Raw genomic sequence first — 26,939 nt, forward strand, 5'->3', positions numbered from 1 at the left:
TACCGGCGCGACTCTGACTACATCATGCATCTGCATAAAAAGCGATGCATAAAGCGGGCAGGCGTGGCGGGGATAGCATTGCGCGCCGGGATAGTAATGATTAATTTTTAAACCCCCTCAATATTTAAGATTGAGGGGGCTATGCCTTTTAATCGTTCTCTAAGCTCAATTCCTGAATTTTGCTTTTAACGGGACCCTTTTCCTTAAGGCGAGGGAATAACTCAGCATTAGTCGCGATGATAGTCACTACTGACTGTTTATCGCTAATATTCCATTTCGAAAAGTTTATATTTTGCTGGTCAAGCCATGAAGCTATCTCTGCGTTAGTGCTGACTTGATTAAATAGACGAGCAATTGCTCTTGAACCTGATGTTGATTCATCATCTGAATAATTCAAGACGTCTGAAAAATATTTCAATAAAGCAAGTGGTCTTTTCACATCAAGATCTCGTATGTATATTAAATCGCTTAGTTCTCTTAATGCTATTTCTTTGATGGTATCTGATAAGGTATCAAAAGTAAGCCGAGGGACCGGTCTATCAATAGCGTCAACCTTATACGTTTCATAGAAATTGAAAATAAAATCTTTAGCAAAGTCGAAATGCTCTGAATTTTTCTTTGAGTACTCTAAGACTTTTGAGTAGGAAGGATAGTTTTCATTAGCGACTTTATTGAATTTTTCTTGTGTATCAATCTCACTTTTGAAACTTTCAATCAGTGATTTTGTGAATTCATTAGATTCTGGATTTTTAACAAGATAATCGATTAGGGAATCATCAATGTCTTTAATATAGGTATTGTCAATTGCATCGCATAAAGCACTTCGATTATTTTGCATAAAACATTCAATGAAATTATCTGAGAGATACTGTGCCATAATTGAGAAAAAGTCAGTTACAATGGGGTTTACATCGCTAATTTCTAGCATTTTATTATCTGCTAATAATTCCAAGGAAGGAATCAAGTATTCATTCAAGCTTTCATTGGTTAATGCTTCAAATATGTGCGTGAAGTTAGATATATATTTTAGGTAGCAACTGAAGAAGTAAGTTAAATCGTCTTCGGCAGAGATATACTGCTTGTGGTTATCTATTGATGTAATATTTTTACTTGCAATCATATGTGACATCCAATGTGCAATACAATTACTTTTCCAATCAATGTTATAATTTATAATTCGTGTGTAATGGGGGGTAAGGTTCGTAGAATGCCATTGTGGAGTTAGCACCATCATTTCAAATAATAGAATATTTTGAGGTATGCTGCCACTTGTGAAGCTATTAAAAATTGATTCCAATCCCGGCTGCAACCCTTCTTTCAAAACTAATTTGATTCCGTCACTTTCAAATGCAACATGCCTATTTACATTTTTTTCAGTAAGGTTAAAGTCAATTCCACCTGCGAAGAGTGATTGTAGGCCATCAATGAAATCTTTTGATTCTAATTTAATCTGTTCAATCTCCAGAGTCTTAAATGATAGGGACTTATCTTTGAGGTTAAGTATGTAGAAAACAGTTTTGGGTGCACTTGATAGATCACTTAATATATTGTATCCGATTAATTGTGAAAGCAATTCTCCATGATGTAATGCGTGTTGTATTTCCGTGTTGTTTTGACCAAGCTCGATCAACTTATCATCATTACAAGTAATATACTTTGTAATATCATATGCAATTGTTTTTTGGATGTTGCTTAAATATAAACCATGAACATTAAATCCATCTTTTTTTAAAGTGTTTAATGAAGGCAGGAAATTTTCATTATCTAAAGTTGAAGCACCTGATATGTCCATGGTATCTAATGTTTTTATAACCTCGGGCAGTATTTCTTTAATAATATCGTTCTTTTCAGAGGTCATTTTAGAAAGCGTTATGAACCAATCAGTTGGATCTGTCGTGTCAATTACTCTTCTCCATGCTGATACAAAGCCAAACATATTGGAAATTCGAGCTAGATCCTCTGGGTTACACTGAGTTAGTGCGAGTTTAAGAGGTTCGTCAATTAATTCTCCTTCAGCGAGTTGAGCGTTGGTTTGGAAATTTATGCATAGCAACTCATCAATCCATTTCTTACGATCATTGTTATAAATTCGTTGAAGTTTTCTGATGCTCTTTTTATACCTATCTCTTATCTTTTCATCCAAATCGCTGCTTTCAAAATTATCAATTAAAAGATTTTCGAAAGGAAGATCATTATGCTTTGTAGTTAAAATATAATATGCACATGTTATATTCCTTACGTCAAAAGGCGTTGATATTAAAGTTATCTGTATGTCATTGATAAGTTTTTTTAAATATCTTGGAGTTATTGGTTGATAAGCCTTTGGAAGCCAGATTTCAATCAGTTCTGATGTATCATGGTGCAAATTTTCGAATTCATTTGGAAAACTTTGCTGCCAAAAATGAGAAAAAACATTCCGCCATCCAGCTGATAATATTGGTGGGATTTGGAAACTAAGAGGTATTCTCTTGGAAATAAATTCTCTTCCCTCATAAATATCCTGTGATAATGATTTTGCTACATGTTCTGATGAGTATGGTATTAATAGTTTTAGTCTTTTTTCAGATGAATTACTTATTAATTCAATATCGCTCCATAACTCTTTAACTTTTTCAGGAGGAATTCTATCTAAATTATCAACTATTAAAAGAAACTTTAGCCCGGGAGGTATACATTCTTTAAATCCACTAATCGCATTATGCAGTTCTATACTACCTACATCCTTTGAAACAAGCATCTTTTCAGAAATTATATCTACAGAATTTTTCTTAATAATATTTCCGAATTTTAATGATTTATCCCAGAATGAACGAATGAAAAAAATTGCAGAAAGAAGTAGTGGTGATGTGAGGAATAACATGAACAAACCAATGAGAAAATAACTCATACTTTCTAATGGTTTGCCCCACTCACTCTGAAGTGGCCGAATTGATTGAGTGCATATAAAAAGAGAGAATAAAAATAGTATAGCCCAAGTGCTTATTTCACTGTCTTGAGTCTTCTTGTAGGTAACATTGTTCCCAAGGGCGTTATCTTTAAACTCTCTTAGGTTTGACTTAAGTGAGTTGGGTATGTTGGGTTCCAATCCATCGTAGATTTTAGTTATTAGAGCTTTTTTTGTTGAACCTTGCTGGTATAATTCCGCATCGAAATTAATAAAATGAAAATTACCATTGGGAAGGTTTTTTTCAAGAAGCTTTATAACTGTTGATTTCCCTGAGCCTAATGGCCCGTTTATCCCAACGATATTTACGTCATCTCGCATGAGAGTATCAGCAATTTTTATAGAGATATTATTGTGACTGTTTCCATCAATAATGTCTTCAGTAGAAGGTGACTCTGTATGTAAAATAAATGACATTACCATTCTCCATTACTGTTTTTAATCTTAATGCCCCACCATGCCATAAGATCTCGCCTTTGATTCAGGTATGTACTTCTATTATAAGCCTTGCGCACCTCATTTTTATCTGTGTGTGCTAGAGCTGATTCTATAACATCTCCATTAGATCCTTCTTCGTTTAAAGTGGTGCTGGCGATAGAACGGAGATCGTGGGCAACTAACTTACTACCATATCCTATACGCTTTAAAGCGGCATTAGCAGTCTGGCTATTCATCGGTTGTTTTGGATCGTTCCTACTCGGGAAAACATGTTCTCGATGACCACTAACAGGTTTCATCACTTCAAGAATATCCAGTGCCTGAGTAGACAGAAGAACAATGTGTTCACGTTTACCCTTCATTCGTTCGGCAGGAATCGTCCAGAGTTTTGCATCTAAGTCGATCTCTGTCCAGCGAGTGCCAGAAGCCTCCGAAGGGCGAACGAGCGTCAAGAGTTGCCATTAAATCAGACAGCGAGTTGGAACCGACAAGTTTGACATAACCAAAGAGCGCATTAACTTTGGCAATTCTTCTGGCCGCAGTGTCGGCATGTTTTGCTTTTTTGGTTTCTCAAAGGCCATGCCAACCCCTGATGCCGGATTAGCATCAATCAGGCCAGTGTTTACCGCATAAATCATGATTTCGTTGATACGCTGAACCAGGCGACGGACTGTTTCAAGCGCCCCGCGAGCTTTAATCTGCTCCAATGCCTCAACGATCTTTCTGGCCTTAAGCGCTTGAACAGGAATCTCACCAATAGTCGGGAAGATGTCCTTCTCCAGCGACAGCCAAATATCCTTCGCATAATCCTCGGTGACGCTTTTACTTTTGAGCTGGAACCACCTCCCAGCCACAACTGAAAAAATACTATCCAGCTCAATTTGCCGTTGATCAGAAACTTCCTCTTGCTGCTTCGCTTCTGCGGGTCGATCCCTTGCGCAAGCAGCGACATATATTGGTCACGCATCTGACGTGCGACAGCGAGTGTTAGAGCAGGGTAGGAGCCAAGACTAAGATTTGTACGGCTGCTACTTCTTGGCCTCGGATAGCGAAAACGCCATAGCTTCTTACCCGACGGTTTAATGAGTAGGAAAAGACCGTCACCATCATGCAGTGTGAAGTCTTTCTACTGAGGCTTAGCTTTAGAATTTTTATTAGTGAGAGGACGTGTAATCCGTACCATGACTGATCCCCATCCAAAATGAGTACACGTTTTCGGTACAAATCACAGCTTGTACCTAAACGTGTACCAATTATCACCAGATTCAGGCGGATCATCCCGGAAGTTCACAGACACAAAAAAGCCCGCAAGGCTTTCACCTTGCGGGCTCTCAGGACTTCGATGATGGTTCTGGTAACCATCAACCAAGAATTTGGTGGAGCTGGCGGGAGTTGAACCCGCGTCCGAAATTACTACACCGTCGGCACTACATGCTTAGTCAGTTTTTACATTCGCCGGTTAGCTGCGAACAGACACGCCACTAACAGACTAGCCTGATTGGATTTAACGCTTCAACCCCAGGCAAGGCATCCACGCGATCTCTTTTGGGTTTGACTTCTCTTGATCCCCGTCTTAAGAGCGGAAGCTAGGGAGAGAAGGCTCTAAGCAGGTTATTAAGCTGCTAGTGCGTAGTTTTCGTCGTTTGCGACTATTTTTTTGCGGCTTTTTACGAGGCAAACCGCCCCTCGGCATGCTCCTAAGGCTTCACAATCCCGTCGAGTCCAGAATCAGCCCCAGAACTTCAAATACTAACAACAAAGCAACTCAAAATCCAGTGCTTAACGCTTTGAATTCTTCATGATACGTGCTTTGTCTAATTGCCATTCGCGGTCTTTGATATCATCGCGCTTGTCGTGCTCTTTTTTACCGCGTGCAACACCAATCTTCAGTTTGCACCAGGCGTTCTTCCAGTACAACGACAGCGCCACGATGGTGTAGCCTTCGCGGTTGACGCGGCCATACAGGGAGTCGAGTTCACGTTGCTTCAGTAGCAGCTTACGGCTGCGCGTTGGGTCACAGACCACGTGACTGGAGGCAACGGCTAAGGGTTGAAAGGTTGAACCGAACAGAAAGGCTTCGCCATCGCGCAGCAGAATATAGCTGTCGCTGATGTTGGCTTTACCAGCACGAAGTGACTTAACTTCCCATCCTTGTAACGACAATCCCGCTTCGTACTCCTCTTCAATGAAGTACTCGTGACGGGCGCGTTTGTTCATGGCAACAGTGGCAGAACCGGGTTTGTGTGCTTTTTTCTTTGTCATAGTGCGGCGTATTTTACATCACTTAGTCGGTTATCGCATCCCCAGTCCAGCGGGGCGGCAGGAAACGGGATATTCTAGCACACCCTCACTCGGGGACATTTTTGTTTAATCGCTGAAAATGCTATTATTCAGCGGTTTCGTGATGAACAGGAACCATTATGGCTCAGATTAGTCGTTCGGCGCTGGTCCCGTTTAGTGCCGGGCAGATGTATAAACTTGTAAATGATGTGGATGCCTATCCGCAATTCCTGCCGGGTTGCACCGGAAGCCGCGTGCTGGATGCGTCAGATAATCAGATGACTGCGTCCGTGGATGTGTCGAAAGCGGGCATCAGCAAGACATTTACCACCCGCAATACCCTGACAGATAACCAGAGCATCCATATGCAACTGGTTGATGGACCGTTTCGCAAGCTGACCGGCGGCTGGAAGTTCGTCTCGCTGGGCGATGACGCCTGCAAGGTTGAGTTAAGCCTGGAGTTTGAATTCACCAACATGCTGGTAGAGATGGCCTTTGGACGTATCTTCAAAGAGCTTGCCAACAGCATGGTGCAGGCTTTCACTCAGCGTGCCAAAGAGGTCTACAGTGCCTGAGATCTCCGTTGAGGTGGTCTACGCCTTACCTGAAAAACAGTATCAGCTTTACGTGAAAGTGGAGCAGGGCAGTACGGTAGAGCAGGCCATCCAAAAGTCAGGGCTACTGGAACTGCGTCGGGAGATTGACCTCACCAGTAACAAAGTCGGCATCTACAGTCGGCCAGTGAAGCTGGGTGATGAGGTTAATGAGGGCGATCGTATTGAGATCTATCGTCCGCTGATTGCCGATCCCAAAGAGCTGCGCCGTCAGCGCGCAGAGCGAGCGGCAGAAAGCAAAAAATAAGTCGCTATCCTGTCAGGCTCAGTGGATAGCGGGCATAAAAAAAGGCGCTCAGTGCGCCTTTTTGCTGTCTGTCGTTTAAACGGTCTTACGTTCAATCAGTCGCTGTTTCTGGCCAGATTCTGCTTATTGTCGATGTTAGTCAGAACACCGTTACCATCAAAGTTCAGTGTCAGCGTCTGCTGCTTCACGCGCTCATGACCTGGCTCCTGACGGAACACGTAATACCATACGTTGCTGCCAAACGGGTCTTTCATCATTGGCGTACCGAGGGTGTAAGCCACCTGTTGCTGTGTCATACCGGTATGGATCTTGGCTACGTCGTTAGCTACCAGATAGTTACCCTGGTTGATATCAGGACGATAGACCACGCGCTCTAAGGTGGAACATCCGGCGGTCATCATCAACATTACTACTGCCGCGGCAGTCAGCGTTTTACAGCGCATCTATACATTCCTTTTCCGGGGCCAAACGCCTTTTACAGGCGGTTTTCTTGCCATCAAAATCTGAACTCTGCCTGCGGCAGGCTTTATTACTTTGGCGACATAAGTGCCGATGATAATAAACCTTTTCGCTATTGGAAACCTCTACAGAGCAAGCTTATGACCCCAGCCGGTTAAAAAAGTGCGCTGCTATGCGGCTAAAAGTTCTTTTGCGTTGGCCAGGGTGTTGCGTGTGACCTCGCTGCCACCCAGCAGTCGTGCCAGTTCCTGCAGACGTGCACGCTTGTCCAGCGGCTGCATATGGGTCTCGGTCATCGCACCATCGGTCTCTTTGCTGACATAAAAATGCTGATGACCACAACCGGCAACCTGCGGCAGGTGGGTTACGCACATCACCTGAGTCGATTCGCCCAGCTGACGCAACAGCTTACCTACCACGGCGGCGGTCGGGCCGCTGATGCCGACATCCACTTCATCGAAAATCATCGCTGGCGTTTCCATTTTCTTCGCGGTGATGACCTGAATTGCCAGGGCGATACGTGACAGCTCACCGCCCGAAGCGACTTTGCCCAGCGGCTGCAGTGGCTGACCTGGGTTAGTCGTCACCTGGAAATCGACGCGGCTCGCACCGTCTGCGGTCAGTTGATCCGGATTAAAAGTCAGCGCGATTTTAAACTGACCATGCGGCATCGAGAGCAGATGCATACTCTGGGTAATCAGCAGTTGCAACTCATCGGCATAGTGGCTGCGCTGCTGATGCAGCTGCTCTGCACTTTGCAGCGCGGCCTGATAGTGTTCACCCACCAGTAATTGCAGGCTCTCCTGATCGCTCTCATGCTGAGACAGCAGTTCCGCTTCTGCCAGCAATTGCTGATGCAGTTCAGGCAGCCCTTCAGGGGTGACGTGATGCTTACGGGCTAAAGCAATCTGGCGCGAAATACGCTGTTCCAGTTCGTACAGACGGTTAGGGTCCAGATCGAGGCTGTCGCAGTAGTGGCGCAGCTCATCGCTGGCTTCGCTCAGCTGAATCGCCGCCTCTTCCAGCAGGTTGTGAACGCCGTTCAGCTTCTCATCCAGTGAGGTCAGTTCTGAAATCATCTCACGTGCGCTGTAGAGCAGGCTGTTGAGATTATTGTCATCGCTGTCTGCTAACAGTTGCAGTGCCTGCTGGCTGGTCGACAGCAACTGTCCGCTGTTGGCCAGACGCTTGTACTCTTCGTCGATCTGCTCATATTCACCCTGCTGCGGAGCGAAGTCGTTCAGCTCTTTCAACTGATACTGCAACAGCTCGCGACGGGATTCGCGCTCCTGCGCCTGCTGCTGATGCAGCGCCAGGGTGCGGCAGCTCTGATGCCAGGTCTGATAGCTGGCGCGCATTTGCTGCAGCAGATCGTCGTGACCGGCATAGGCATCCAGCAGATGTTTCTGGTGGTCTGGTTTGAGCAGAAGCTGATGGGCATGCTGACCGTGGATCTGAATCAGTAACTGGCCGAGATCGCGCAGCTGAGAGAGCGGCACCGCCGTGCCATTGATAAAGCCGCGGGAACGTCCGTCAGCGCTGATAACCCGGCGCAGCAGACATTCGTTGCCATCGTCCAGATGATTATCAATCAGCCAGCGCTGAGCAGAAGGGGAGGACTTAAGCTGGAAGCGGGCACAGAGGTCGGCCCGGCTGGCACCCTGACGCACCATGTCGGCATCAGCACGACCACCCAGACATAATCCCAGCGCATCAATCGCGATAGACTTACCGGCACCGGTCTCACCAGTGATTGCTGTCATGCCGCGTTGAAAATCAATGTCGAGCTCACGAACGATAGCGAAATTACTGATGGTCAGTTGGGCCAGCATAGGTTCACCTGTATGAATAAACACATATGGTTTTTCATACAGTATAAACTGGTTTTTTATCCAGTAAAGAGGAGAGGCCGCATTTCAGAACAATTTTTTTGACCAGCCCAGCTTTGAACTCAGCGTATTGAAATAGCTGTAGTTTTTAGGATGAATCAGGTTCAGGTGGTTGCTGCTGCGTCGAATCAGTACATCCTCGCCTTCCTGAATCGGCAGCGCAATCTGGCTGTCACAGCTGATTTCCAGGTCGCTGCGGCGCGAGGAAAAGCGCAAACGGATGGTACTGCTGCTGTTGATGACCAGTGGCCGCGCTGACAGCGTATGCGGGAACATCGGCACCAGCACAATCGCTTCAAGTGACGGCGTCAGAATCGGGCCGCCCGCAGAGAGTGAATAGGCGGTCGAGCCGGTGGGTGTCGAAATAATCAGCCCATCTGATCGCTGGGAGAAGGCGAACACTTCATCGATGTAGACTTCAAATTCGATCATGTGCGCGACTTTGCCGGGATGCAGCACCACTTCATTGATAGCGGAGCCAATGCGCGGCGAGCAGTCAGATTTGCACACCTGCGCTTCCAGCAGAAAGCGGCTCTCGACGAAATAGTTGCCCTGCAGCACCTCATCCAGCTGCTGCTGCGCATTGTCCGGATCAAGGTCGGTGAGAAAGCCGAGATTACCGCGGTTAATCCCAATCACTTTAATATCGTAGCGCGCCAGCACCCGCGCTGCGCCCAGCATATTGCCATCACCGCCCACCACGACCGCTAAATCGGCCTGCTGACCAATCTCCGCCAGCGTGCCCGTCTGCACGTCGTGAAGCGACAGCTCCTGCGCAATTTGCTTCTCAACGATCACTTGATAACCTTTGGCTGTCAGCCAGCGCCAGAGCATCTCATGCGTGGTTAACGCGGTGGGATGGCGCGGATGACCCACAATACCAATGCAGTTAAAGTGTTTGTTCATCTGGTCGGTGTTCCTTATAAGCCAAAACGGTAAGGCAATGTGATAGGTTCCCTTGAATCCGTCATACCAATCCCCATAATAAGCCAACCAGCGAAATGAATGTGCAAAACGCGGAGAAATTCATGAGTAGTAAAGAACAGAACACCCCAAACGAGCAAGTCTCAGACGAAATTCAGCAGGATCAGCAGCAACCTCAGGAAGCGGAGACAGCGGCAGAGGTGGATCCGCGTGATGAGCGTATTGCTCAGCTCGAAGCTGAATTAGCGCAGTCACAGACCGGTGTGCGCGATGCCCAGCTGCGTGCGCAGGCAGAGATTGAGAACATTCGTCGTCGTGCCGAGATGGACGTTGAGAAGGCGCACAAATTTGCGCTTGAGAAGTTTGCCAACGAACTGCTGCCGGTAATCGACAGTCTGGAACGTGCGCTGGAAGTCGCGAACAAAGAGGACCCACAGCTGGCTTCAATGATTGAAGGGATTGAACTGACCCTGAAAGGCCTGCTGGGCGCCGTGCGTAAATTCGGTGTTGAAGTGGTCGGCGAAACCGGCGTGCCGTTTAACCCGGAAGTGCATCAGGCGATGTCGATGATGGAGTCTGAAGAGTTTGAGCCAAACCATGTCATGCTGGTGATGCAGCGTGGCTATACGCTGAATGGCCGCCTGCTGCGCCCTGCGATGGTTGCGGTTTCCAAAGCGAAAAGCTGATTCAACGCCTGAATCCCGTTACACGGCCGCGCACTGACGCGGCCGTGTGCTTTCTGGCGTTAGTCCGGTAAAACCGGCGTCCAGTCCACCGGCTTTTTACCGGCAGCGCTCAGCAGCTCATTGGTTGTTGAAAAGTGTTTGCAGCCGAAAAAGCCACGGTGCGCGGAGAGCGGCGAGGGATGCGGTGCCTGCAACACGTGATGGCGCTGTCGATCGATAATGCTGCCTTTCTTCTGCGCATGTGAACCCCACAGCAGAAAAATCACCCCTTCACAGTGCTGGTTAATCGCCGCAATCACATTATCCGTAAAGGTCTCCCAGCCAAATCGCGCATGGGAATGCGCTTTGCCCGCCTCAACCGTCAACACCGTGTTCAGCAACATCACGCCCTGTTTTGCCCAGCTTTCAAGAAAGCCGTGACTGGGCTTCTGAAAGCCTGGAATATCCTGCATCAGCTCTTTATAGATATTCTGCAGAGAGGGCGGCACCTGGACGCCGGGCAGTACCGAGAAGGCCAGGCCGTGCGCCTGATGAGGCCCGTGATAGGGATCCTGACCGAGTATCACGACGTTGACGTCGCCCAGTTCCGTCAGGCGAAAGGCGTTGAAGACATCTTTCTGCGGCGGATAGACCGTGACACCTGCGGCGCGTTGATCGACGACCTGCTTCAGCGTCTCGATAAAATAGGGTTTCTCTTTCTCTTCAGCCAGCACGTCGTGCCAGGTCAGCTTTTCAGCCATGTTTAACTCCCTTAACGTTAGTGCCATAAGCTTAGCGGTTCCTGCCGCTGACCTGAAGGCAAAAATAATTTGAATAATACAAATTAAGTTTAGGTGGCAGCGGTATTGAGATCAACGGGTTAGCTTAAAAGCGGTCGGAATGCCTGATTAATATTGATACAGGTCAAAGCTGTCCGAAATCAAAGGTGATATACCGGGGCCTCAAGTTTGATTTATCCACGTATTACCCGGGAGACGCAATCATGATCACTGGTATCCAGATCACTCAATCAAACAATTCACAACTACTGAACTCCTTCTGGCTGCTGGACGAAGAGAAAGCCGAAGCGCGTTGCTTGTGTGCAAAAGCGGGCTACGAAGAAGATCAGGTTGTCGCCATCAGCGAACTGGGCGAATTCGCTTACCGCGAAGTGCCGGTTGAAATCAAACCACAGGTACGTGTTGAAGGTGGACAGCATCTGAACGTCAACGTTCTGCGCCGCGAAACGCTGGAAGATGCAGTTAAACATCCTGAAAACTATCCGCAGCTGACCATCCGCGTTTCAGGCTATGCCGTGCGTTTTAACTCACTGACACCTGAGCAGCAGCGCGACGTCATTACCCGTACCTTTACTGAAAGTCTTTAAGCAGCCTGAGTTATCGGTTGCTGAAAATTAGCGCAAAGCGCACACAGCAATTTTTATTAATATTATGAATAAGATAAACAGTTAACTGCCCGGCACGCTGATGCCAGTATCATGAAGAAAGCGCTCTGGCAGATAAAAGATTGTGAAAGGGCTGTTACTGATTATCAGATAAAAAAAATCGCCTCCTGTGAGGCGATTTTTTTATGCTTGCGATGATTTATTCCGCATTCTCGTTAGCTGGCGTACTGCCGCTTGCCTTGCGGCGTTTGCCGACATTTTTGGCATCACGATGGCGTTTTTTCACACGCGGTTTTTCTGTTTCACTGGCTTTCTGCTCTGCACGCTTCGCCAGAACCTTTTTCGACGGTTTACCGGTCGTTTTGGCACTTGGCGCCCGCGTCTCAGGACGAAGCTCATCAATCACGCGTGCTTTGATCGGCTCGTTCACATAGCGGGTGATTTTGCCCAGCAGCACGAAATCGTGCGCTTCAACCAGTGAGATGGCGATACCTTTACGGCCCGCACGACCGGTACGCCCGATGCGGTGCAGATAGGTATCAGCGGTGCGCGTCATGTCATAGTTGAAGACATGACTGACATCTTCAACGTCAATGCCGCGCGCGGCGATATCCGTCGCAACCAGCACGTTAACGCGGCCTTCACTCAGACGTTTAATCGCTTCGTTACGCTTCGCCTGCACCATTTCGCCTTCAAGATAGCTGCTACGAATCCCCGCTTCGTGCAGCCAGCTCACCAGCTCATGCAGACGTTCACGCTTACGCACGAACACGATGCTGCGCGTCACATCCGGCTGTTTCAGCAGATGGATCAGTAATTTGGTTTTGTGCTGCAGATCGTCAGCGCGGTAGTACCACTGCTGGATCTTTTTGCGCTCACGGCGGCTTGGGTCCGCTTCCAGCTCAACCGGATCGTTCAGCAGACGCTCGGCGAAGTCACGAATATTGTCGCCTTCCAGCGTGGCGGAGAACAGCAGGGTTTGCTTGCGCCAGCGCGTTTCAGCCGCGATGGTTTCGATATCCTGGGCAAAGCCCATATCGAGCATGCGGTCCGCTTCATCCAGCACCAGGGTTTCTACTGCGCGGCAGTCAAAGTTCTCTTCTTTGATGTACTGCAGCAGACGGCCGGTGGTGGCGACCACGATGTCCTGGTTTTCGCTGAACACTTCGGCATGGTTCATATAGGCCACGCCGCCAGTGATGGTGGCGATGTCCAGATGGGTATGTTTCGCCAGCTCACGCGCATGATCGGCGACCTGCATCGCCAGTTCGCGGGTCGGGGTCACAATCAGGATGCGTGGCGGGCCAGATTTCTTACGCGGAAAATCAAGGAGGTGCTGCAACGCCGGTAACAGATACGCGGCGGTTTTCCCGGTCCCTGTAGGTGCCGAACCCAGAACGTCACGGCCCTCCAGCGCGGGCGGAATTGCAGCAGCCTGGATCACTGTTGGGCGCGTAAAGCCTTTTTCCTGCAACGCTTGTAGCAGGCTTTCGTCGAGTTCGAGTTCGGAAAATGTGGTTACTGTCATGGTCTACCTCAGTTTGGGGCGCTGATTATAGACAGATCAGACTGAATCTTCATCTGTTAATCCGTTTCGGCTGCGCCTGGGGTTGTCTGCCGCGTGAATTCCCTCTGTTGTCACGTTACACTCATGCGCTGCCGTACGGCAGGAAAAAAACGATGGTAGTGACGAATGATGCAGGATAAGCCGCGTGAACGGCCACAGTTAAACAAGAACGGTTTTACCTTTAAACAATTTTTTGTCGCGCACGATCGCTGTGCGATGAAAGTGGGCACCGATGCCATTCTGCTTGGGGCCTGGGCGCCGGTTGCCGGGGTAAAACGTATTCTGGATATTGGCAGCGGCAGCGGGCTTATCGCGCTGATGCTGGCGCAGCGTACGCCGTCGCCGGTCAACATCGATGCGGTTGAGTTAGAACCGCAAGCCGCGCTTCAGGCGCAGGAGAATGTGCAGCAGTCGCCGTGGCCTGAACGTATTCAGGTTCATCAGCGTGATATCGCCGACTGGGCTGAACAGTGCGATAAACGTTACTCGCTAATCGTCAGCAATCCGCCTTATTTTGCGCCTGGCGTGGCCTGTTCGACTGCGGCACGGGACAGCGCCCGAGCCACGGCCTCGCTCGATCATCAGACACTGCTACGCAGCGCTGCATTATTGATTGAAGAAGAGGGGATGTTCTGCGTGGTGCTGCCCACCGCGACCGGCCAGGAATTCATCGCCCTGGCGCAGGCGGATGGCTGGCACCTGCGTTTCCGGCTGGACGTGGCGGAATATGCCCATCGTCCGCCGCACCGCGTCCTGCTGGGGCTGTCGCCGCAGGCCGGTGAAACCCTGCTGGAGCGCCTTGCTATCCGCACGCCGGACACCCGCTATTCTGATGAGTGGTGTAGCCTGACGCGGGAGTTCTACCTTTTTATGTAGTCCGGCGGCGTCAGGATGGTTGGCCGCGCCTCGGGCAGTAAATCCGGGTAGTCGCGGATATAGTGCAGGCCGCGACTCTCTTTTCGCTCCAGCGCACAGCGCACCATCAGGTCAGCGACCTGCACCAGATTCCGTAGCTCCAGCAGGTTATTAGAGAGGCGGAAATGACGATAATATTCATCGATCTCCTGCTGAAGCAGGTTGATGCGGCGCAGCGCCCGCTCCAGTCGGCGGGTCGTGCGGACGATTCCCATGTAATCCCACATGAATAACCGCAGCTCGTGCCAGTTATGCTGGATCACCACGCGTTCATCGGCGTCATCAACCTGACTTTCATCCCATGCGGGTAGCGCAGTAACGGCTTCGATGGCGGGCAGGGTGCGAATCAGCTCCTCTGCGGCTGACCAGCCATAAACCAGACACTCCAGTAGCGAATTGGATGCCATGCGGTTAGCGCCATGCAGGCCGGTATAACTCACCTCACCGATGGCATAGAGGCCACTCACGTCGGTCTGGCCATGCTGATCAACGACTACGCCGCCACAGGTATAGTGCGCGGCAGGCACAATCGGGATGGGTTCTTTGGTGAGGTCAAAGCCAAAGGTCAGCAACTTCTCATAGATCATCGGGAAGTGCGCGCGAACAAACTCCTCAGGCTGGTGGCTGATGTCCAGATACATACAGTCAACGCCCAGCCGCTTCATCTCATGATCGATGGCCCGGGCGACGATATCGCGCGGGGCGAGTTCGGCACGCTCATCGAAATCGGGCATGAAACGGCTGCCATCGGGACGCAACAGCCAGGCACCTTCTCCGCGTAACGCTTCGGTTAACAGGAAATTCTGCGCCTGCGGATGAAACAGGCAGGTCGGGTGGAACTGATTAAATTCCAGATTGGCAACCCGGCAGCCGGCACGCCAGGCCATTGCGATCCCGTCACCGGAGGCGATGTCGGGGTTAGTCGTATATTGATAGACCTTGGCGGCACCACCGGTTGCAACCACCACGGCCCGTGCCCGACAGGTTTCCACCTGTTCGCGATTACGGTTCCAGATCCACGCGCCTACTACACGGCGTGGGCCTGGCAGGCCGATTTTATCTGAAAGAATCAGATCGACCGCGTTGGTGCGTTCCAGAATCCGGATGTTGGGATGGCTCAACGCCTGGCTTACCAGCGTCGTTTCAACCGCGTGGCCGGTGGCGTCAGCGCTGTGCAGGATACGGCGATGACTGTGGCCGCCTTCCCGCGTCAGGTGATAACGCATGTCGCCGGCCGCCTGCGGATCGAGATCAAAAGCGACACCGTTGTCGATCAGCCACTGCACGCAATGCCGGGCATTACTGGCGATAAACGAGACGGCTTCACGGTCGCATAATCCTGCTCCGGCAATCAGCGTATCTTCGATGTGCGACTCGATACTGTCAGTCTCATCAAATACCGCAGCAATACCGCCCTGGGCGTAAAGGGTTGACCCCTCATTGACCTGCGCTTTACTGAGAACTGTCACCTGATACTGTTTTGCCAGCCGCAACGCCAGCGACAGGCCAGCAGCACCGCTGCCCACAATGAGTACATCACACTGATAATCCGGGTTCGCATTCATCATAATGTTTAATTTACTAAACAAGAATAGGGCTGAGCATAAGCGCAATAGGGGTTGCTGTGAAGTATTTTAAACATCTGGCGCAGGTTTTTGTCTGATGATTTCCCAAAGTTACTTAATATCAGTGAGTTAAAACCTGGCTGCTTTTGGCGGGGTTTTTTATAGCAAACTTATTAAACCTAAAGGATTTAATGATGAAAAAGCTGTTGTCATAGGTTACTCTGCCTGCGATTTACGCTCCTTACACTGAACGAAAACGAAGAACCTGTGTAATGTCCATCGGAGCGGTAAATATCAGGGCGAGAAGTGAACTTCGCACCACATCACAACTCTAAGCGCATGCTTGCTCAGAACCATGAGATGTGCTGGCAGTTACTTTATGCGTATGAAAAATTTGGGGAGACATTACCTCGGATGAGCGAGCAGTTGACGGACCAGGTCCTTGTCGAGCGCGTACAGAAGGGAGATCAAAAAGCTTTCAACTTACTGGTGATTCGTTACCAGCATAAAGTGGCGAGCCTGGTTTCACGCTATGTTCCCTCGGGCGACGTACCTGATGTAGTACAGGAATCGTTTATTAAAGCGTATCGCGCACTGGATTCATTCCGGGGCGATAGCGCGTTTTATACCTGGCTGTACCGCATTGCGGTAAATACAGCGAAAAATTACCTGGTTGCTCAGGGGCGTCGTCCGCCATCCAGCGATGTGGATGCTATTGACGCAGAAAATTTCGAAAGTGCGGGTGCATTAAAAGAAATTTCGAACCCTGAGAACTTAATGTTGTCAGAAGAATTGAAACAAATTGTCTTTCGTACCATCGAGGCGCTACCCGAGGACTTGCGTATGGCAATCACCCTCAGGGAACTGGACGGTCTGAGTTATGAAGAGATCGCCGTCATTATGGATTGCCCGGTAGGCACTGTTCGATCACGTATCTTTCGTGCGCGAGAGGCCATTGATAACAAAGTTCAACCGCTTATCCAACGTCAGTGATAACGGCTACTGGAAGGGTACATAGGCATGCAGAAAGAAAAACTTTCCGCTTTAATGGATGGTGAGACCTTAGATAACGAGCTGTTTTCCGCCTTGTCTAAGGACGCAGAATTACAGAAAAGCTGGGCAAGCTATCATCTCATTCGCGATACCATGCGCGGTGATGTGGGCGATGTCCTGCATTTTGATATTTCTGCGCGCGTCGCTGCTGCCATCGAAAAAGAACCGTTGCGTACGGTTACAACGTTGATCCCTGAAGCTCAGCCAGAACCTTCCCGCTGGGAAAAAATGCCGTTCTGGAAAAAAGCGCGCCCGTGGGCTGCGCAACTGACCCAGGTCGGTGTCGCTGCCTGTGTTTCACTGGCCGTGATCGTAGGCGTTCAGCACTATAACCAGCCAGAGGGCAGCGCCACGCAGACCTCTGACTCTCCGGTGTTCAATACGATGCCGATGATGGGCAAAGCGTCTCCGGTGAGCCTGGGCGTGCCGTCTGATGCATTTGACACCAACAGTTCTAACCAGCAGGTTCAGGACCAGCGTCGTCGCGTAAATGCCATGCTGCAGGATTACGAACTGCAACGTCGCCTGCACGCTGACCAGCTGCAGTTTGAAACCACTGCGCCAAAACAGGCGCAGGTTGATGTTCCCGGAAATCAATCATTAGGACAGCAACAGCAGTAATGAAGCCGCTTTGGTATGCTGTTAGCCTGCTGACAGGCAGCCTGTTGTGGTCATCTGCCGCCCCGGCGCAACCTTCTGCGTCCGGGGCGCTATTGCAGCAGATGGAGCAGGCAAGTCAGAACCTCAACTACGAATTCGCCTATATCAACGTTTCCCGCATCGGCATCGAATCGCTGCGTTATCGTCATGCTGTAATCGATAACCGGATATTCGCGCAGCTGTTGCAGATGGACGGGCCACGTCGGGAAGTGATCCAGCGCGGCAACGATATTAGTTACTTCGAACCCGGCCTCGATCCCTTTTCGCTCCCCGGCAATCACATTATCGATGCTTTACCGTCGGTAATTTTTGCTGACTTCACCAAGCTCGCCACAGCCTATGATTTTATTACCGTGGGCCGCTCGCGCATTGCCGATCAGATGTGTGATGTGTTGCGCATCGTTTCACGCGATGGCACCCGTTACAGCTATGTGGTCTGGCTGGATGTGGACACCAAGCTGCCGCTGCGCATCGACCTGCTCGATCGTGATGGCGAAACGCTGGAGCAGTTCCGCGTCATCAGCTTTGCGGTGGACGAAGGGGTGCGTAATCTGATGCAGGGGCTGGAGAAAGCCAATCTGCCTCCGTCGCTTTCGGTGCCGAAAGGGGATGCGGTCACGCTCACCTGGCAGCCAGGCTGGATACCTGCCGGTATGTCGCTGGTGTCGCAGAATCGCCGCACGCTACCCGGTCTGAATAAAAATATGGAATCGAAGCTCTACAGTGATGGCCTGTTTAGTTTCGCTATCAACGTGACGCCGGCCGATAAAACCAGCACAACGCAGACATTGCGCACTGGGCGTCGTACGGTACAGACCGTTGTGCGCAATAATAACGAAATAGCGGTGATCGGCGAATTACCGCCCTCGACCGCAAAACGTATTGCGGACAGCATCGACCTGGGGTCACAAAAATGATGAGAGAATGGGCCACCGTGGTGGCATGGCAGGATGGCATCGCCACGCTGCACACTGAAGCAAAAACCTCCTGCAACAGCTGCCAGGCGCGTAAAGGCTGCGGCAGCCATATGCTGAATAAGCTCGGTCCGAAGAATGCCCACGTGATGCAAATCGCCAGCAGCAAGCCGCTGCAGCCGGGGCAGCGGATCGAACTTGGTATCAAAGAGAGCAGCCTGCTGGGTTCAGCGTTGCTGGTCTACATGACGCCGCTGTTTGGCCTGTTCCTGGTTTCCGGGCTGTTTCAGGCGCTGTTCAGCAGCGATCTGGCCGCCGCCTGCGGTGCGCTGCTGGGCGGTATCGGGGGTTTTATTGTCGCCAAAGGCGTTTCAATGAAATTCGGCGATCGAGAAGCCTTTCAGCCGGTCATTCTGAACATCGCCTTGCCTCCCGATGCGCTGCGTGTTGAAAGCGAAGCGTAACGCACGTCCAGGCCGCGCATCCCGCGGCCTTTGTCTGTTCTGCCTCGCGCAGATATCTGTTTCGCTTCCACCACGTTCCATTCTTTTATGCGCGGCGTTAACAGTGTAATATGCGTCGTCATTAATGAGGCTGACAGGATTGTGGGTAAAGAGCGATCTTCCTGAATGTGTCTGTGCTCAGGTTTTCAACTGAATTTTAAGCGAAGATATCCCAATAAATGAAGCACATAAGAAATTTCTCCATCATCGCTCATATCGACCATGGCAAATCTACGCTCTCTGACCGCCTGATTCAGATTTGCGGCGGCCTCACCGCTCGTGAAATGGCTGCGCAGGTTCTTGACTCTATGGATCTGGAGCGCGAGCGTGGCATCACCATCAAAGCACAGAGCGTCACACTCGATTACCACGCGAAAGACGGCCAAACTTACCAGCTCAATTTCATCGATACCCCAGGACATGTAGACTTCTCTTATGAAGTTTCCCGCTCACTGGCCGCCTGCGAAGGTGCGCTGCTGGTGGTGGATGCCGGTCAGGGTGTTGAAGCGCAGACACTGGCGAACTGCTACACCGCGATGGAGATGGATCTGGAAGTGGTGCCGGTTCTGAACAAAATTGACCTGCCCGCTGCCGATCCCGATCGCGCCGCGCAGGAAATTGAAGATATCGTCGGCATTGATGCAACTGACGCGGTGCGCTGCTCAGCTAAAACCGGCGTCGGCGTTCCGGAAGTGCTGGAACGCTTAGTGCGCGACATTCCGCCGCCAGAAGGCGATCCGGAAGCGCCGCTGCAGGCACTGATTATCGACTCCTGGTTCGATAACTACCTGGGTGTTGTTTCCCTGGTGCGCGTGAAAAACGGCACCATGCGCAAAGGCGACAAGATCAAAGTCCTGAGCACCGGTCAGGTTTATAACGCTGACCGCCTGGGTATCTTCACCCCGAAACGGGTTGATCGTAATGAGCTGAACTGCGGTGAAGTAGGCTGGCTGGTCTGCGCCATCAAAGATATCCTCGGCGCACCCGTGGGCGATACGCTGACTACCGCACGTAACCCGGCAGACAAAGCGCTGCCAGGCTTTAAAAAAGTGAAGCCACAGGTTTACGCTGGTCTGTTCCCAATCAGCTCTGACGACTATGAAGCGTTCCGTGATGCGCTCGGTAAGCTGAGCCTGAACGACGCCTCGCTGTTTTATGAGCCAGAAAGCTCAACGGCGCTGGGCTTTGGTTTCCGCTGCGGCTTCCTCGGTCTGCTGCACATGGAGATCATCCAGGAGCGTCTGGAGCGCGAATACGATCTCGATCTGATCACTACCGCACCGACGGTGGTGTATGAAGTCGTGACGACCAGCGGCGAAATCGTTCATGTCGACAGCCCATCCAAGCTGCCGGCACTGAACAATATCGAAGAGCTGCGTGAACCGATTGCCGAATGTCACATGCTGCTGCCACAGGAGTATCTGGGCAACGTCATCACGCTCTGTATTGAGAAGCGTGGCGTGCAGACCAACATGGTTTACCACGGCAATCAGGTGGCACTGACTTACGAAATTCCGATGGCTGAAGTGGTACTCGACTTCTTTGACCGTCTGAAATCAACTTCGCGCGGTTATGCCTCGCTGGATTACAACTTTAAACGTTTCCAGCCTTCAGACATGGTACGCGTCGACGTACTGATTAACTCTGAGCGTGTGGATGCGCTGGCGCTGATTACTCACCGTGACAACGCGCCTTATCGCGGACGCGATCTGGTTGAGAAAATGAAAGAGCTCATCCCGCGTCAGCAGTTTGATATTGCGATTCAGGCTGCCATCGGCAACCACATTATCGCGCGTTCAACGGTGAAACAGCTGCGTAAAAACGTTCTCGCCAAGTGTTATGGCGGTGACGTCAGCCGTAAGAAGAAACTGTTGCAGAAGCAGAAAGATGGTAAGAAGCGAATGAAGCAGGTTGGTAACGTTGAGCTGCCACAGGAAGCGTTCCTCGCCATTCTGCATGTCGGTAAGGACAGCAAATAAGGATTTCCAATGGCTAATATGTTCGCCCTGATTCTGGCGATAGCGACGCTGATTACTGGCATCGTATGGGTAATTGATCGTTTTAAATGGGCACCCGCGCGTCGCGCGAAACAGGCTGAGGCTCAGGCCCAGACCGGTAACGCGCTCGACAGCAAAACGCTGGCGAAGGTCGCTGCAAAGCCAGGCTGGGTTGAAACCACCGCGTCTGTGTTTCCGGTGCTGGCCGTGGTTTTCATCGTGCGTTCGTTTATCTACGAACCGTTCCAGATTCCCTCTGGCTCGATGATGCCGACACTGCTGATTGGTGACTTTATCCTGGTGGAGAAGTTTGCTTACGGCATCAAGGATCCGATCACCCAGACGACGCTGATCCCAACCGGTCAGCCGAAGCGCGGCGATATCGCGGTATTTAAATACCCGAAAGATCCGAGCCTGGATTACATTAAGCGCGTTATCGGCCTGCCGGGCGACAAAGTCATTTATGATCCTTACAGCAAAACGCTGACGGTGAAACCGACCTGCTCCGATGATAAAGCCTGTGACACAGCGTTAGCGGTAACTTACACCGACGTTGAGCCAAGCAACTTTGTTCAGACCTTTAGCGGCTTTGATGGCAACGAAACCGGCAACGGTTTTTATCAGGTGCCGCAGGGCGATACCCTGCGCGGTGGTTTGCGCCTGGGAACCCGCAAAGAGACAATCGGTAACGTGACGCATGACATTCTGCTGGTAAACGAAGCGCAGAGTCAGGCAGGCATGTATTATCAGCAGCCGGGTCAGCCGCAGGCGAGCTGGGTCGTGCCGAAAGGGCAATACTTCATGATGGGCGACAACCGTGATAACAGCGCCGACAGCCGTTACTGGGGCTTTGTCCCGGAGCGTAATCTGGTCGGTAAAGCGGTCGCTATCTGGATGAGCTTTGAGAAACAAGAAGGCCAGTGGCCAACCGGCGTGCGATTCAGTCGCATCGGTGGTATCCACTAACATTATTGTCTGATTAACAGGCAAATCGGGTGGCCTCCTCAGGGAGGCCACTGCACACCAAACGGAACGTGTTGGATTACCAGCCCCGTTTGGTATGCAGAGTCACAGACGCAACAAAGAACTGGAATCGCATGAACCCCATCCTGATTAACAAGCTTCAGCGCAAACTGGGCTACACTTTTACTCATTCGGAACTGTTACAGCAGGCCCTGACTCACCGCAGCGCCAGCAGTAAGCACAACGAACGCCTGGAATTTCTTGGCGATTCTATTCTTAGCTATGTGATTGCTAATGCCCTTTATCACCGCTTCCCGCGGGTTGATGAAGGTGACATGAGCCGCATGCGCGCCACGCTGGTGCGGGGCAACACGCTGGCTGAAATGGCTCGCGAATTTGATCTTGGCGAGTGCCTGCGCCTGGGACCCGGTGAGCTGAAAAGCGGCGGTTTCCGTCGTGAATCGATCCTGGCGGATACGGTGGAAGCGCTGATTGGCGGTATCTTCCTCGACAGCAGTATTGAGCGGGTAGAGCAGCTGATCCTCGACTGGTATCAGACCCGCCTCGACGAAATCAGTCCTGGCGACAAACAAAAAGATCCGAAAACGCGCCTGCAGGAGTATCTGCAGGGACGTCATCTGCCGCTGCCAAGTTATCTGGTAGTACAGGTACGTGGCGAAGCCCACGATCAGGAATTCACCATTCACTGTCAGGTGAGTGGCATGGCCGAGCCGGTTGTCGGCGTCGGCTCCAGCCGTCGTAAAGCTGAGCAGGCAGCGGCTGAACAGGCACTGATAAAATTAGGTCTTGAATAGATCTGTCGGGATGACAGTGCCGGAACCGGCACTGAACCATTAACCTGACACTCTATCCCGGCGTCAGAAGACGCTGAATGACACATGACTCAAATAGCACTCTTTCGGCGCCGCATCAGGCGCTGAACAATTCAGGACTCGAATGAGCGAAAACGTTACTTATTGCGGCTTTGTCGCGATTGTTGGCCGACCAAACGTCGGTAAATCCACCTTACTGAACCAGTTGCTGGGGCAGAAGGTGTCGATCACCTCGCGTAAGCCGCAAACCACGCGCCACCGCATCATGGGCATTCATACCGAAGGCGAATATCAGGCGATCTACGTCGATACTCCCGGTCTGCACATGGAAGAGAAGCGCGCCATTAACCGTCTGATGAACCGCGCAGCCAGCAGTTCTATTGGCGACGTAGAACTGGTGATCTTCGTGGTTGAAGGCACCCGCTGGACGCCCGATGATGAGATGGTATTGGGCAAACTGCGCGACAATAAAGTGCCGGTGGTGCTGGCGATCAATAAGGTCGATAACATCCAGGATAAAAGCATTCTGCTGCCGCATCTGCAGTTCCTGAGCCAGCAGATGAACTTCCTCGATATCGTGCCTATTTCCGCTGAAAGCGGCAAAAACGTCGATACCATTGCGGCGATTACCCGCAAGCATCTGCCGCAGGCCGATCATCACTTCCCGGAAGATTACATCACCGACCGCTCACAGCGTTTCATGGCGTCAGAGATGATCCGTGAAAAACTGATGCGCTTCCTGGGGGCTGAACTGCCTTACTCCGTTACGGTTGAGATCGAGCGCTTCGTGACCAACGAACGTGGCGGTTACGACATTCACGGTCTGATTCTGGTTGAGCGCGAAGGGCAGAAGAAGATGGTGATTGGCAACAAAGGCGCCAAAATCAAAGTCATCGGAACAGAAGCGCGCAGAGACATGGAAGAGATGTTCGAAGCGAAAGTGCATCTCGAACTGTGGGTGAAAGTGAAATCCGGCTGGGCAGATGACGAACGTGCGCTGCGCAGCCTGGGTTATACAGACGATCTCTGATTCAATGGAAGGCTGGCAACGCGCCTTTGTGCTGCATAGTCGCCCCTTCAGCGAAACCAGTCTGCTGCTCGACCTGTTCAGCGAAAGCGAAGGGCGGGTGCGGGTTCTGGCCAAGGGCGCACGTTCGCGGCGCTCGCAGCTGAAGGGGGCGTTACAGCCTTTTACCCCGCTGCTGGTTCGCTGGAGCGGGCGCGGGGAAGTCAAAACCCTGCGCAATGCCGAGGCGGTGTCGCTGGCTTTACCGCTCAGCGGCATCACGCTCTACTGCGGTCTCTACGTCAATGAGCTGGTCTCTCGCGTATTGCAGCAGGAATTCCCCTTCTCAGAACTCTTCTTCGACTATCTCAACTGCCTTCAGGCATTAGCCTCAACGCACGGCAAGCCCGAACCGGCACTGCGACGTTTTGAACTGGCGCTGCTCGGTCACCTGGGTTATGGCGTCGATTTCCTGCACTGTGCCGGCAGCGGCGAGCCGGTCAGCGACAACATGACGTACAGCTACCGCGAAGAGCGCGGCTTTATTGCCAGCCTGGTGGTCAATCAGCGCAGCTTTACCGGCCGCGAGTTGCGCGCCCTGTGCGAGCGAGAGTTTCCCGATGCCGACACCCTGCGCGCCGCGAAGCGGTTTACCCGCATCGCCCTGAAGCCCTATCTTGGTGGCAAGCCGCTGAAGAGTCAGGAGCTGTTCCGCCAGTTTATCCCGAAGAAAAAGCCTGAACAGGCAGAAGAATAGCGCGGGTCGTACCGCCTGTTTCACTTTGCGCGGTACACTCAACATCACGATGAATAAGAAGTGAGGATGGTCATGGCTGAGTTGCTGTTAGGCGTCAATATCGATCACATTGCCACGGTGCGTAACGCCCGTGGGACAAACTATCCCGATCCGGTACAGGCGGCGTTTATCGCCGAGCAGGCGGGCGCAGACGGTATTACCGTGCACCTGCGCGAAGATCGCCGTCACATCACTGATCGCGACGTGCGTATCCTGCGTGACACCATCCAGACGCGGATGAATCTGGAGATGGCGGTCACCGATGAGATGATCGGCATCGCCTGTGATATTCAGCCCCACTTCTGCTGCCTGGTGCCGGAAAAGCGTCAGGAAGTGACCACTGAAGGCGGGCTGGATGTGGCGGGGCAGCAGGAGAAGATGAACGCAGCCGTACGACTGCTGAGTGACGCAGGCATTCTGGTTTCGCTGTTTATCGATGCCGATCACCGTCAGATTGAAGCGGCCGTGGCCAGCGGCGCGCCTTACATCGAAATTCATACCGGCGCTTACGCCGAAGCACCAGAGGGACTGGCGCGAGACGCGGAGCTGGCGCGTATCCGTCACGCCGCGAGCTTTGCCGCCAGCCTGGGACTGAAGGTCAATGCCGGTCACGGTCTGACCTACCACAACGTGCTGCCGATTGCGGCGCTGCCGGAAATGCATGAGCTGAATATCGGCCATGCGATTATTGGCCGCGCGGTGATGAGTGGCCTGCCGGATGCGGTGAAAGAGATGAAGCAGCTGCTGCGTGAAGCCCGTCGCTGATGGCTATTCTGGGACTGGGTACGGACATCGTTGAGATTGAACGTATCGCCGGGGTGATAGAGCGCTCCGGCGACCGGCTGGCACGGCGGGTGCTGAGCGAAGCCGAATGGCAGCAATATCAGGCGCACAAGCAGCCGGTGCGCTTTCTCTCTAAACGCTTTGCGGTAAAAGAGGCGGCAGCAAAAGCCTTTGGCACCGGTATTCGCGGTGGTCTGGCGTTTAATCAGTTTGAAGTTTACAACGATGCGCTGGGAAAACCGGGATTACGCTTCTTTCAGCATGCCGCTGAAGTGGCGGAGAGGCTGGGCGTTAAACACGTTCACGTGACGCTGGCCGATGAGCGTCACTACGCCTGCGCCACGGTGATCATTGAAAGCTAGCCGTGCAGCAGCACGAACTTCTCCCACAGCGCATCACGTGATTCGGTGTGCTGTGGGTCAATGATGATGGTGTTGTCGATGGGGCATACCTGCTGACAGGTTGGCGTCTCATAATGCCCGACACATTCCGTGCAGCGGCTGACATCAATCTCATAGATCGCATCGCCCAGTGAAATGGCCTGGTTCGGGCACTCCGGTTCACACATATCGCAGTTAATGCATCTGGACGTAATCAACAGCGCCATTTTACCCACCTGATAACAACAGAGAAAGCGCGGGTATTATACGCGCTGCCGCTGATCAGACCAGCTTTTTCACCAGCGCTTCGCTGTGGCGAATATGACTGGACGCGCGTTCCGGATCGTTTTGCACCAGCGCCATAAACAGCAGATCGGTCAGGGCCAGCTGCGCCGTGGTCGAGGAGATGGCCGCGCTGCGGGTACTCTGCTCTTCCGCCACCGTATAGAGACAGTAACTGGCGCTCTGCTGCAGCGTATTCGGCGTAAAGCCGGTAAACGCCACCACATCGGCGCCTACCTGAACCGCCTCCTGCGCGGCCAGATTGATCTCCCGTCGTTCACCGGTGTAAGAGATGGCGAGCAGCACATCGCCGGGCCCCATCGCCTGCACGCTGGCCAGCAGGGCGTGCATATCCTGCTCCGCCACCGCATTAATGCCGATCTTCATCAGCTTCCAGGAGAAGTCCTTCGCCACCAGACCCGAAGCGCCGATGCCCACAAGTAAAATACGCCGGGCATTTTTCAGCAGCTGCAACACATCGTTGAGCTTCTCTTCGCTGTTGATATCCAGCGTGGCGCGGATCGCCGAGAGTTTCTCCGTCAGCAGCTTCTCGCCCACCATTTTAAGGGGATCGTCGCTGAGGATATGGTTATGCACGGTAATGGCATCTTTGTCCGCCAGTGACTCACTCAGAGCCAGCTTAAGCGCCGGAAAACCTTTGTATCCCAGTTTCTGAGCAAACTTCACTACGCTCGACTGGCTGACGCCAGACTCTTCCGCCAGCTTTTGCGAACTCAGGTGGCGCGCCCGATCGGGTTGCGACAGTAAAAAATCAGCCAGCCGACGCTCGTTCAATGCCAGACGTGGATAAAGCTGGCGAATGCGCAGCAATGAACTCATGCCCAATCCTCGTAATT

At 51.6% G+C, this 26,939-nt stretch carries 26 protein-coding genes, 1 other RNA gene and 1 pseudogene; 16 read left to right on the forward strand and 12 right to left on the reverse strand.

The genetic code is table 11. The annotated features are described in order from the left end of the window. Positions 1-148 precede the first annotated feature (148 nt). The 4 genes and pseudogenes from NR201_RS15180 to smpB all read right to left on the reverse strand — a co-directional run bounded on the left by NR201_RS15180 (position 149) and on the right by smpB (position 5,644). Positions 149-3,361, reverse strand: coding sequence for a P-loop NTPase fold protein (locus NR201_RS15180; RefSeq protein ID WP_060680760.1), 3,213 nt, complete (start codon positions 3,359-3,361; stop codon positions 149-151). Further along, positions 3,361-4,565: pseudogene (locus NR201_RS15185) on the reverse strand (integrase domain-containing protein). Before NR201_RS15185 ends, NR201_RS15180 begins: the two are co-directional and overlap by 1 nt. Before the next feature lie 191 nt (positions 4,566-4,756). Beyond that, positions 4,757-5,118, reverse strand: a transfer-messenger RNA (tmRNA) gene (gene ssrA / locus NR201_RS15190). A 43-nt stretch (positions 5,119-5,161) separates the two neighbouring features. Beyond that, positions 5,162-5,644 (reverse strand): SsrA-binding protein SmpB, encoded by a 483-nt coding sequence (gene smpB, locus NR201_RS15195; protein ID WP_010257694.1) that lies wholly within the window; start codon positions 5,642-5,644, stop codon positions 5,162-5,164. 158 nt (positions 5,645-5,802) lie between these two features. Between smpB and NR201_RS15200 the strand changes: the two genes are divergently transcribed. Both NR201_RS15200 and NR201_RS15205 read left to right on the forward strand, forming a co-directional pair. Beyond that, positions 5,803-6,237 carry a type II toxin-antitoxin system RatA family toxin gene (locus NR201_RS15200; RefSeq protein ID WP_010257692.1) on the forward strand — a complete coding sequence of 145 codons (435 nt, stop codon included), beginning with the start codon at positions 5,803-5,805 and terminating at the stop codon, positions 6,235-6,237. Further along, complete coding sequence (locus NR201_RS15205) at positions 6,230-6,523, forward strand: RnfH family protein (protein WP_010257690.1); 294 nt, start codon at positions 6,230-6,232, stop codon at positions 6,521-6,523. The genes NR201_RS15200 and NR201_RS15205 overlap by 8 nt, the downstream gene beginning before the upstream one ends. A gap of 95 nt (positions 6,524-6,618) precedes the next feature. On the opposite strand, the gene bamE is transcribed toward NR201_RS15205, so the two are convergent. From bamE to nadK, 3 genes are all read right to left on the reverse strand, one after another. Beyond that, positions 6,619-6,966, reverse strand: coding sequence for an outer membrane protein assembly factor BamE (gene bamE, locus NR201_RS15210; protein WP_010672176.1), 348 nt, complete (start codon positions 6,964-6,966; stop codon positions 6,619-6,621). Positions 6,967-7,152: 186 nt separating this feature from the next. Next, positions 7,153-8,814: a DNA repair protein RecN gene (gene recN / locus NR201_RS15215; RefSeq protein ID WP_061901195.1), complete on the reverse strand. Its 1,662-nt coding sequence runs from the start codon at positions 8,812-8,814 to the stop codon at positions 7,153-7,155. A gap of 84 nt (positions 8,815-8,898) precedes the next feature. Further along, entirely contained in the window at positions 8,899-9,777 is an 879-nt protein-coding gene (gene nadK, locus NR201_RS15220) for an NAD(+) kinase (protein ID WP_010672178.1), read from the reverse strand. A gap of 122 nt (positions 9,778-9,899) precedes the next feature. Here nadK and grpE point away from each other — a divergent pair, with 122 nt between their 5' ends. After that, positions 9,900-10,481: a nucleotide exchange factor GrpE gene (gene grpE, locus NR201_RS15225; RefSeq protein WP_010257683.1), complete on the forward strand. Its 582-nt coding sequence runs from the start codon at positions 9,900-9,902 to the stop codon at positions 10,479-10,481. A 59-nt stretch (positions 10,482-10,540) separates the two neighbouring features. Here grpE and ung read toward each other — a convergent pair whose 3' ends face one another. Next, entirely contained in the window at positions 10,541-11,221 is a 681-nt protein-coding gene (ung, locus tag NR201_RS15230) for a uracil-DNA glycosylase (RefSeq protein ID WP_256849941.1), read from the reverse strand. Positions 11,222-11,463: 242 nt separating this feature from the next. Here ung and grcA point away from each other — a divergent pair, with 242 nt between their 5' ends. Continuing rightward, positions 11,464-11,847: an autonomous glycyl radical cofactor GrcA gene (gene grcA / locus NR201_RS15235; RefSeq protein ID WP_010672180.1), complete on the forward strand. Its 384-nt coding sequence runs from the start codon at positions 11,464-11,466 to the stop codon at positions 11,845-11,847. Between the two features lie 217 nt (positions 11,848-12,064). Here the strand turns inward: grcA and srmB are convergent, their stop codons facing one another. Then, positions 12,065-13,393, reverse strand: a complete 1,329-nt coding sequence (srmB, locus tag NR201_RS15240) for an ATP-dependent RNA helicase SrmB (protein WP_010257676.1) — start codon at positions 13,391-13,393, stop codon at positions 12,065-12,067. A 165-nt stretch (positions 13,394-13,558) separates the two neighbouring features. On the opposite strand from srmB, the gene NR201_RS15245 reads away from it, so the two are divergent. After that, complete coding sequence (locus NR201_RS15245) at positions 13,559-14,308, forward strand: tRNA1(Val) (adenine(37)-N6)-methyltransferase (RefSeq protein ID WP_010257673.1); 750 nt, start codon at positions 13,559-13,561, stop codon at positions 14,306-14,308. Here the strand turns inward: NR201_RS15245 and nadB are convergent. Continuing rightward, positions 14,293-15,912: an L-aspartate oxidase gene (gene nadB / locus NR201_RS15250; RefSeq protein ID WP_010671303.1), complete on the reverse strand. Its 1,620-nt coding sequence runs from the start codon at positions 15,910-15,912 to the stop codon at positions 14,293-14,295. The two genes, NR201_RS15245 and nadB, sit on opposite strands and share 16 nt — an antisense overlap. Before the next feature lie 414 nt (positions 15,913-16,326). On the opposite strand from nadB, the gene rpoE reads away from it, so the two are divergent. The 11 genes from rpoE (at position 16,327) to acpS (ending at position 25,782) form a co-directional block, all read left to right on the forward strand. Continuing rightward, positions 16,327-16,905, forward strand: coding sequence for an RNA polymerase sigma factor RpoE (rpoE, locus tag NR201_RS15255; RefSeq protein WP_010257669.1), 579 nt, complete (start codon positions 16,327-16,329; stop codon positions 16,903-16,905). Positions 16,906-16,932: 27 nt separating this feature from the next. Next, a complete protein-coding gene (rseA, locus tag NR201_RS15260) occupies positions 16,933-17,586 on the forward strand; it encodes an anti-sigma-E factor RseA (protein WP_010257667.1) in 654 nt (217 codons plus the stop codon). Next, on the forward strand, positions 17,586-18,542 hold the full coding sequence (gene rseB, locus NR201_RS15265; protein ID WP_010257666.1) for a sigma-E factor regulatory protein RseB: 957 nt from the start codon (positions 17,586-17,588) through the stop codon (positions 18,540-18,542). The genes rseA and rseB overlap by 1 nt, the downstream gene beginning before the upstream one ends. Next, positions 18,539-19,003 (forward strand): SoxR-reducing system protein RseC, encoded by a 465-nt coding sequence (gene rseC / locus NR201_RS15270; protein ID WP_010257664.1) that lies wholly within the window; start codon positions 18,539-18,541, stop codon positions 19,001-19,003. Before rseB ends, rseC begins: the two co-directional genes overlap by 4 nt. A gap of 218 nt (positions 19,004-19,221) precedes the next feature. Continuing rightward, a complete protein-coding gene (gene lepA / locus NR201_RS15275) occupies positions 19,222-21,021 on the forward strand; it encodes a translation elongation factor 4 (protein WP_010257661.1) in 1,800 nt (599 codons plus the stop codon). A 9-nt stretch (positions 21,022-21,030) separates the two neighbouring features. Then, complete coding sequence (lepB, locus tag NR201_RS15280) at positions 21,031-22,005, forward strand: signal peptidase I (protein ID WP_010257658.1); 975 nt, start codon at positions 21,031-21,033, stop codon at positions 22,003-22,005. A gap of 131 nt (positions 22,006-22,136) precedes the next feature. Beyond that, complete coding sequence (gene rnc / locus NR201_RS15285) at positions 22,137-22,817, forward strand: ribonuclease III (RefSeq protein ID WP_010257656.1); 681 nt, start codon at positions 22,137-22,139, stop codon at positions 22,815-22,817. A gap of 142 nt (positions 22,818-22,959) precedes the next feature. Beyond that, a complete protein-coding gene (gene era, locus NR201_RS15290; protein ID WP_010257653.1) occupies positions 22,960-23,865 on the forward strand; it encodes a GTPase Era in 906 nt (301 codons plus the stop codon). A gap of 4 nt (positions 23,866-23,869) precedes the next feature. Beyond that, positions 23,870-24,598: a DNA repair protein RecO gene (gene recO / locus NR201_RS15295; RefSeq protein ID WP_010257651.1), complete on the forward strand. Its 729-nt coding sequence runs from the start codon at positions 23,870-23,872 to the stop codon at positions 24,596-24,598. A 72-nt stretch (positions 24,599-24,670) separates the two neighbouring features. Next, entirely contained in the window at positions 24,671-25,402 is a 732-nt protein-coding gene (pdxJ, locus tag NR201_RS15300) for a pyridoxine 5'-phosphate synthase (protein ID WP_228312493.1), read from the forward strand. Continuing rightward, a complete protein-coding gene (gene acpS / locus NR201_RS15305; protein ID WP_010257645.1) occupies positions 25,402-25,782 on the forward strand; it encodes a holo-ACP synthase in 381 nt (126 codons plus the stop codon). The genes pdxJ and acpS overlap by 1 nt, the downstream gene beginning before the upstream one ends. Here the strand turns inward: acpS and NR201_RS15310 are convergent. Both NR201_RS15310 and NR201_RS15315 read right to left on the reverse strand, forming a co-directional pair. Next, the gene (locus NR201_RS15310) at positions 25,779-26,027 is read right to left on the reverse strand and encodes a YfhL family 4Fe-4S dicluster ferredoxin (RefSeq protein WP_010671305.1); all 249 of its coding nucleotides are present in this window, start codon (positions 26,025-26,027) and stop codon (positions 25,779-25,781) included. The two genes, acpS and NR201_RS15310, sit on opposite strands and share 4 nt — an antisense overlap. A gap of 55 nt (positions 26,028-26,082) precedes the next feature. Then, a complete protein-coding gene (locus NR201_RS15315; RefSeq protein ID WP_010257643.1) occupies positions 26,083-26,922 on the reverse strand; it encodes a MurR/RpiR family transcriptional regulator in 840 nt (279 codons plus the stop codon). Positions 26,923-26,939: the final 17 nt, after the last annotated feature.

The organism is Pantoea sp. Fr-CA_6, from assembly GCF_024520895.1.
GTDB classification, from domain to species: Bacteria; Pseudomonadota; Gammaproteobacteria; order Enterobacterales; family Enterobacteriaceae; genus Pantoea; species Pantoea agglomerans.

What these genes read in the sequence shown, in the direction of transcription:
- rnc (WP_010257656.1), top strand. Translation starts at nt 22,137, where the DNA reads ATGAACCCCATCCTGATTAACAAGCTTCAGCGCAAACTGGGCTACACT.
- pdxJ (WP_228312493.1), top strand. Translation starts at nt 24,671, where the DNA reads ATGGCTGAGTTGCTGTTAGGCGTCAATATCGATCACATTGCCACGGTG.
- rpoE (WP_010257669.1), top strand. Translation starts at nt 16,327, where the DNA reads ATGAGCGAGCAGTTGACGGACCAGGTCCTTGTCGAGCGCGTACAGAAG.
- grpE (WP_010257683.1), top strand. Translation starts at nt 9,900, where the DNA reads ATGAGTAGTAAAGAACAGAACACCCCAAACGAGCAAGTCTCAGACGAA.
- NR201_RS15180 (WP_060680760.1), bottom strand. Translation starts at nt 3,361, where the DNA reads ATGTCATTTATTTTACATACAGAGTCACCTTCTACTGAAGACATTATT.
- acpS (WP_010257645.1), top strand. Translation starts at nt 25,402, where the DNA reads ATGGCTATTCTGGGACTGGGTACGGACATCGTTGAGATTGAACGTATC.
- ung (WP_256849941.1), bottom strand. Translation starts at nt 11,221, where the DNA reads ATGGCTGAAAAGCTGACCTGGCACGACGTGCTGGCTGAAGAGAAAGAG.
- recN (WP_061901195.1), bottom strand. Translation starts at nt 8,814, where the DNA reads ATGCTGGCCCAACTGACCATCAGTAATTTCGCTATCGTTCGTGAGCTC.
- lepA (WP_010257661.1), top strand. Translation starts at nt 19,222, where the DNA reads ATGAAGCACATAAGAAATTTCTCCATCATCGCTCATATCGACCATGGC.
- bamE (WP_010672176.1), bottom strand. Translation starts at nt 6,966, where the DNA reads ATGCGCTGTAAAACGCTGACTGCCGCGGCAGTAGTAATGTTGATGATG.
- NR201_RS15310 (WP_010671305.1), bottom strand. Translation starts at nt 26,027, where the DNA reads ATGGCGCTGTTGATTACGTCCAGATGCATTAACTGCGATATGTGTGAA.
- NR201_RS15245 (WP_010257673.1), top strand. Translation starts at nt 13,559, where the DNA reads ATGATGCAGGATAAGCCGCGTGAACGGCCACAGTTAAACAAGAACGGT.
- era (WP_010257653.1), top strand. Translation starts at nt 22,960, where the DNA reads ATGAGCGAAAACGTTACTTATTGCGGCTTTGTCGCGATTGTTGGCCGA.
- rseC (WP_010257664.1), top strand. Translation starts at nt 18,539, where the DNA reads ATGATGAGAGAATGGGCCACCGTGGTGGCATGGCAGGATGGCATCGCC.
- smpB (WP_010257694.1), bottom strand. Translation starts at nt 5,644, where the DNA reads ATGACAAAGAAAAAAGCACACAAACCCGGTTCTGCCACTGTTGCCATG.
- lepB (WP_010257658.1), top strand. Translation starts at nt 21,031, where the DNA reads ATGGCTAATATGTTCGCCCTGATTCTGGCGATAGCGACGCTGATTACT.
- nadB (WP_010671303.1), bottom strand. Translation starts at nt 15,912, where the DNA reads ATGAATGCGAACCCGGATTATCAGTGTGATGTACTCATTGTGGGCAGC.
- rseB (WP_010257666.1), top strand. Translation starts at nt 17,586, where the DNA reads ATGAAGCCGCTTTGGTATGCTGTTAGCCTGCTGACAGGCAGCCTGTTG.
- rseA (WP_010257667.1), top strand. Translation starts at nt 16,933, where the DNA reads ATGCAGAAAGAAAAACTTTCCGCTTTAATGGATGGTGAGACCTTAGAT.
- grcA (WP_010672180.1), top strand. Translation starts at nt 11,464, where the DNA reads ATGATCACTGGTATCCAGATCACTCAATCAAACAATTCACAACTACTG.
- recO (WP_010257651.1), top strand. Translation starts at nt 23,870, where the DNA reads ATGGAAGGCTGGCAACGCGCCTTTGTGCTGCATAGTCGCCCCTTCAGC.
- NR201_RS15315 (WP_010257643.1), bottom strand. Translation starts at nt 26,922, where the DNA reads ATGAGTTCATTGCTGCGCATTCGCCAGCTTTATCCACGTCTGGCATTG.
- NR201_RS15200 (WP_010257692.1), top strand. Translation starts at nt 5,803, where the DNA reads ATGGCTCAGATTAGTCGTTCGGCGCTGGTCCCGTTTAGTGCCGGGCAG.
- srmB (WP_010257676.1), bottom strand. Translation starts at nt 13,393, where the DNA reads ATGACAGTAACCACATTTTCCGAACTCGAACTCGACGAAAGCCTGCTA.
- nadK (WP_010672178.1), bottom strand. Translation starts at nt 9,777, where the DNA reads ATGAACAAACACTTTAACTGCATTGGTATTGTGGGTCATCCGCGCCAT.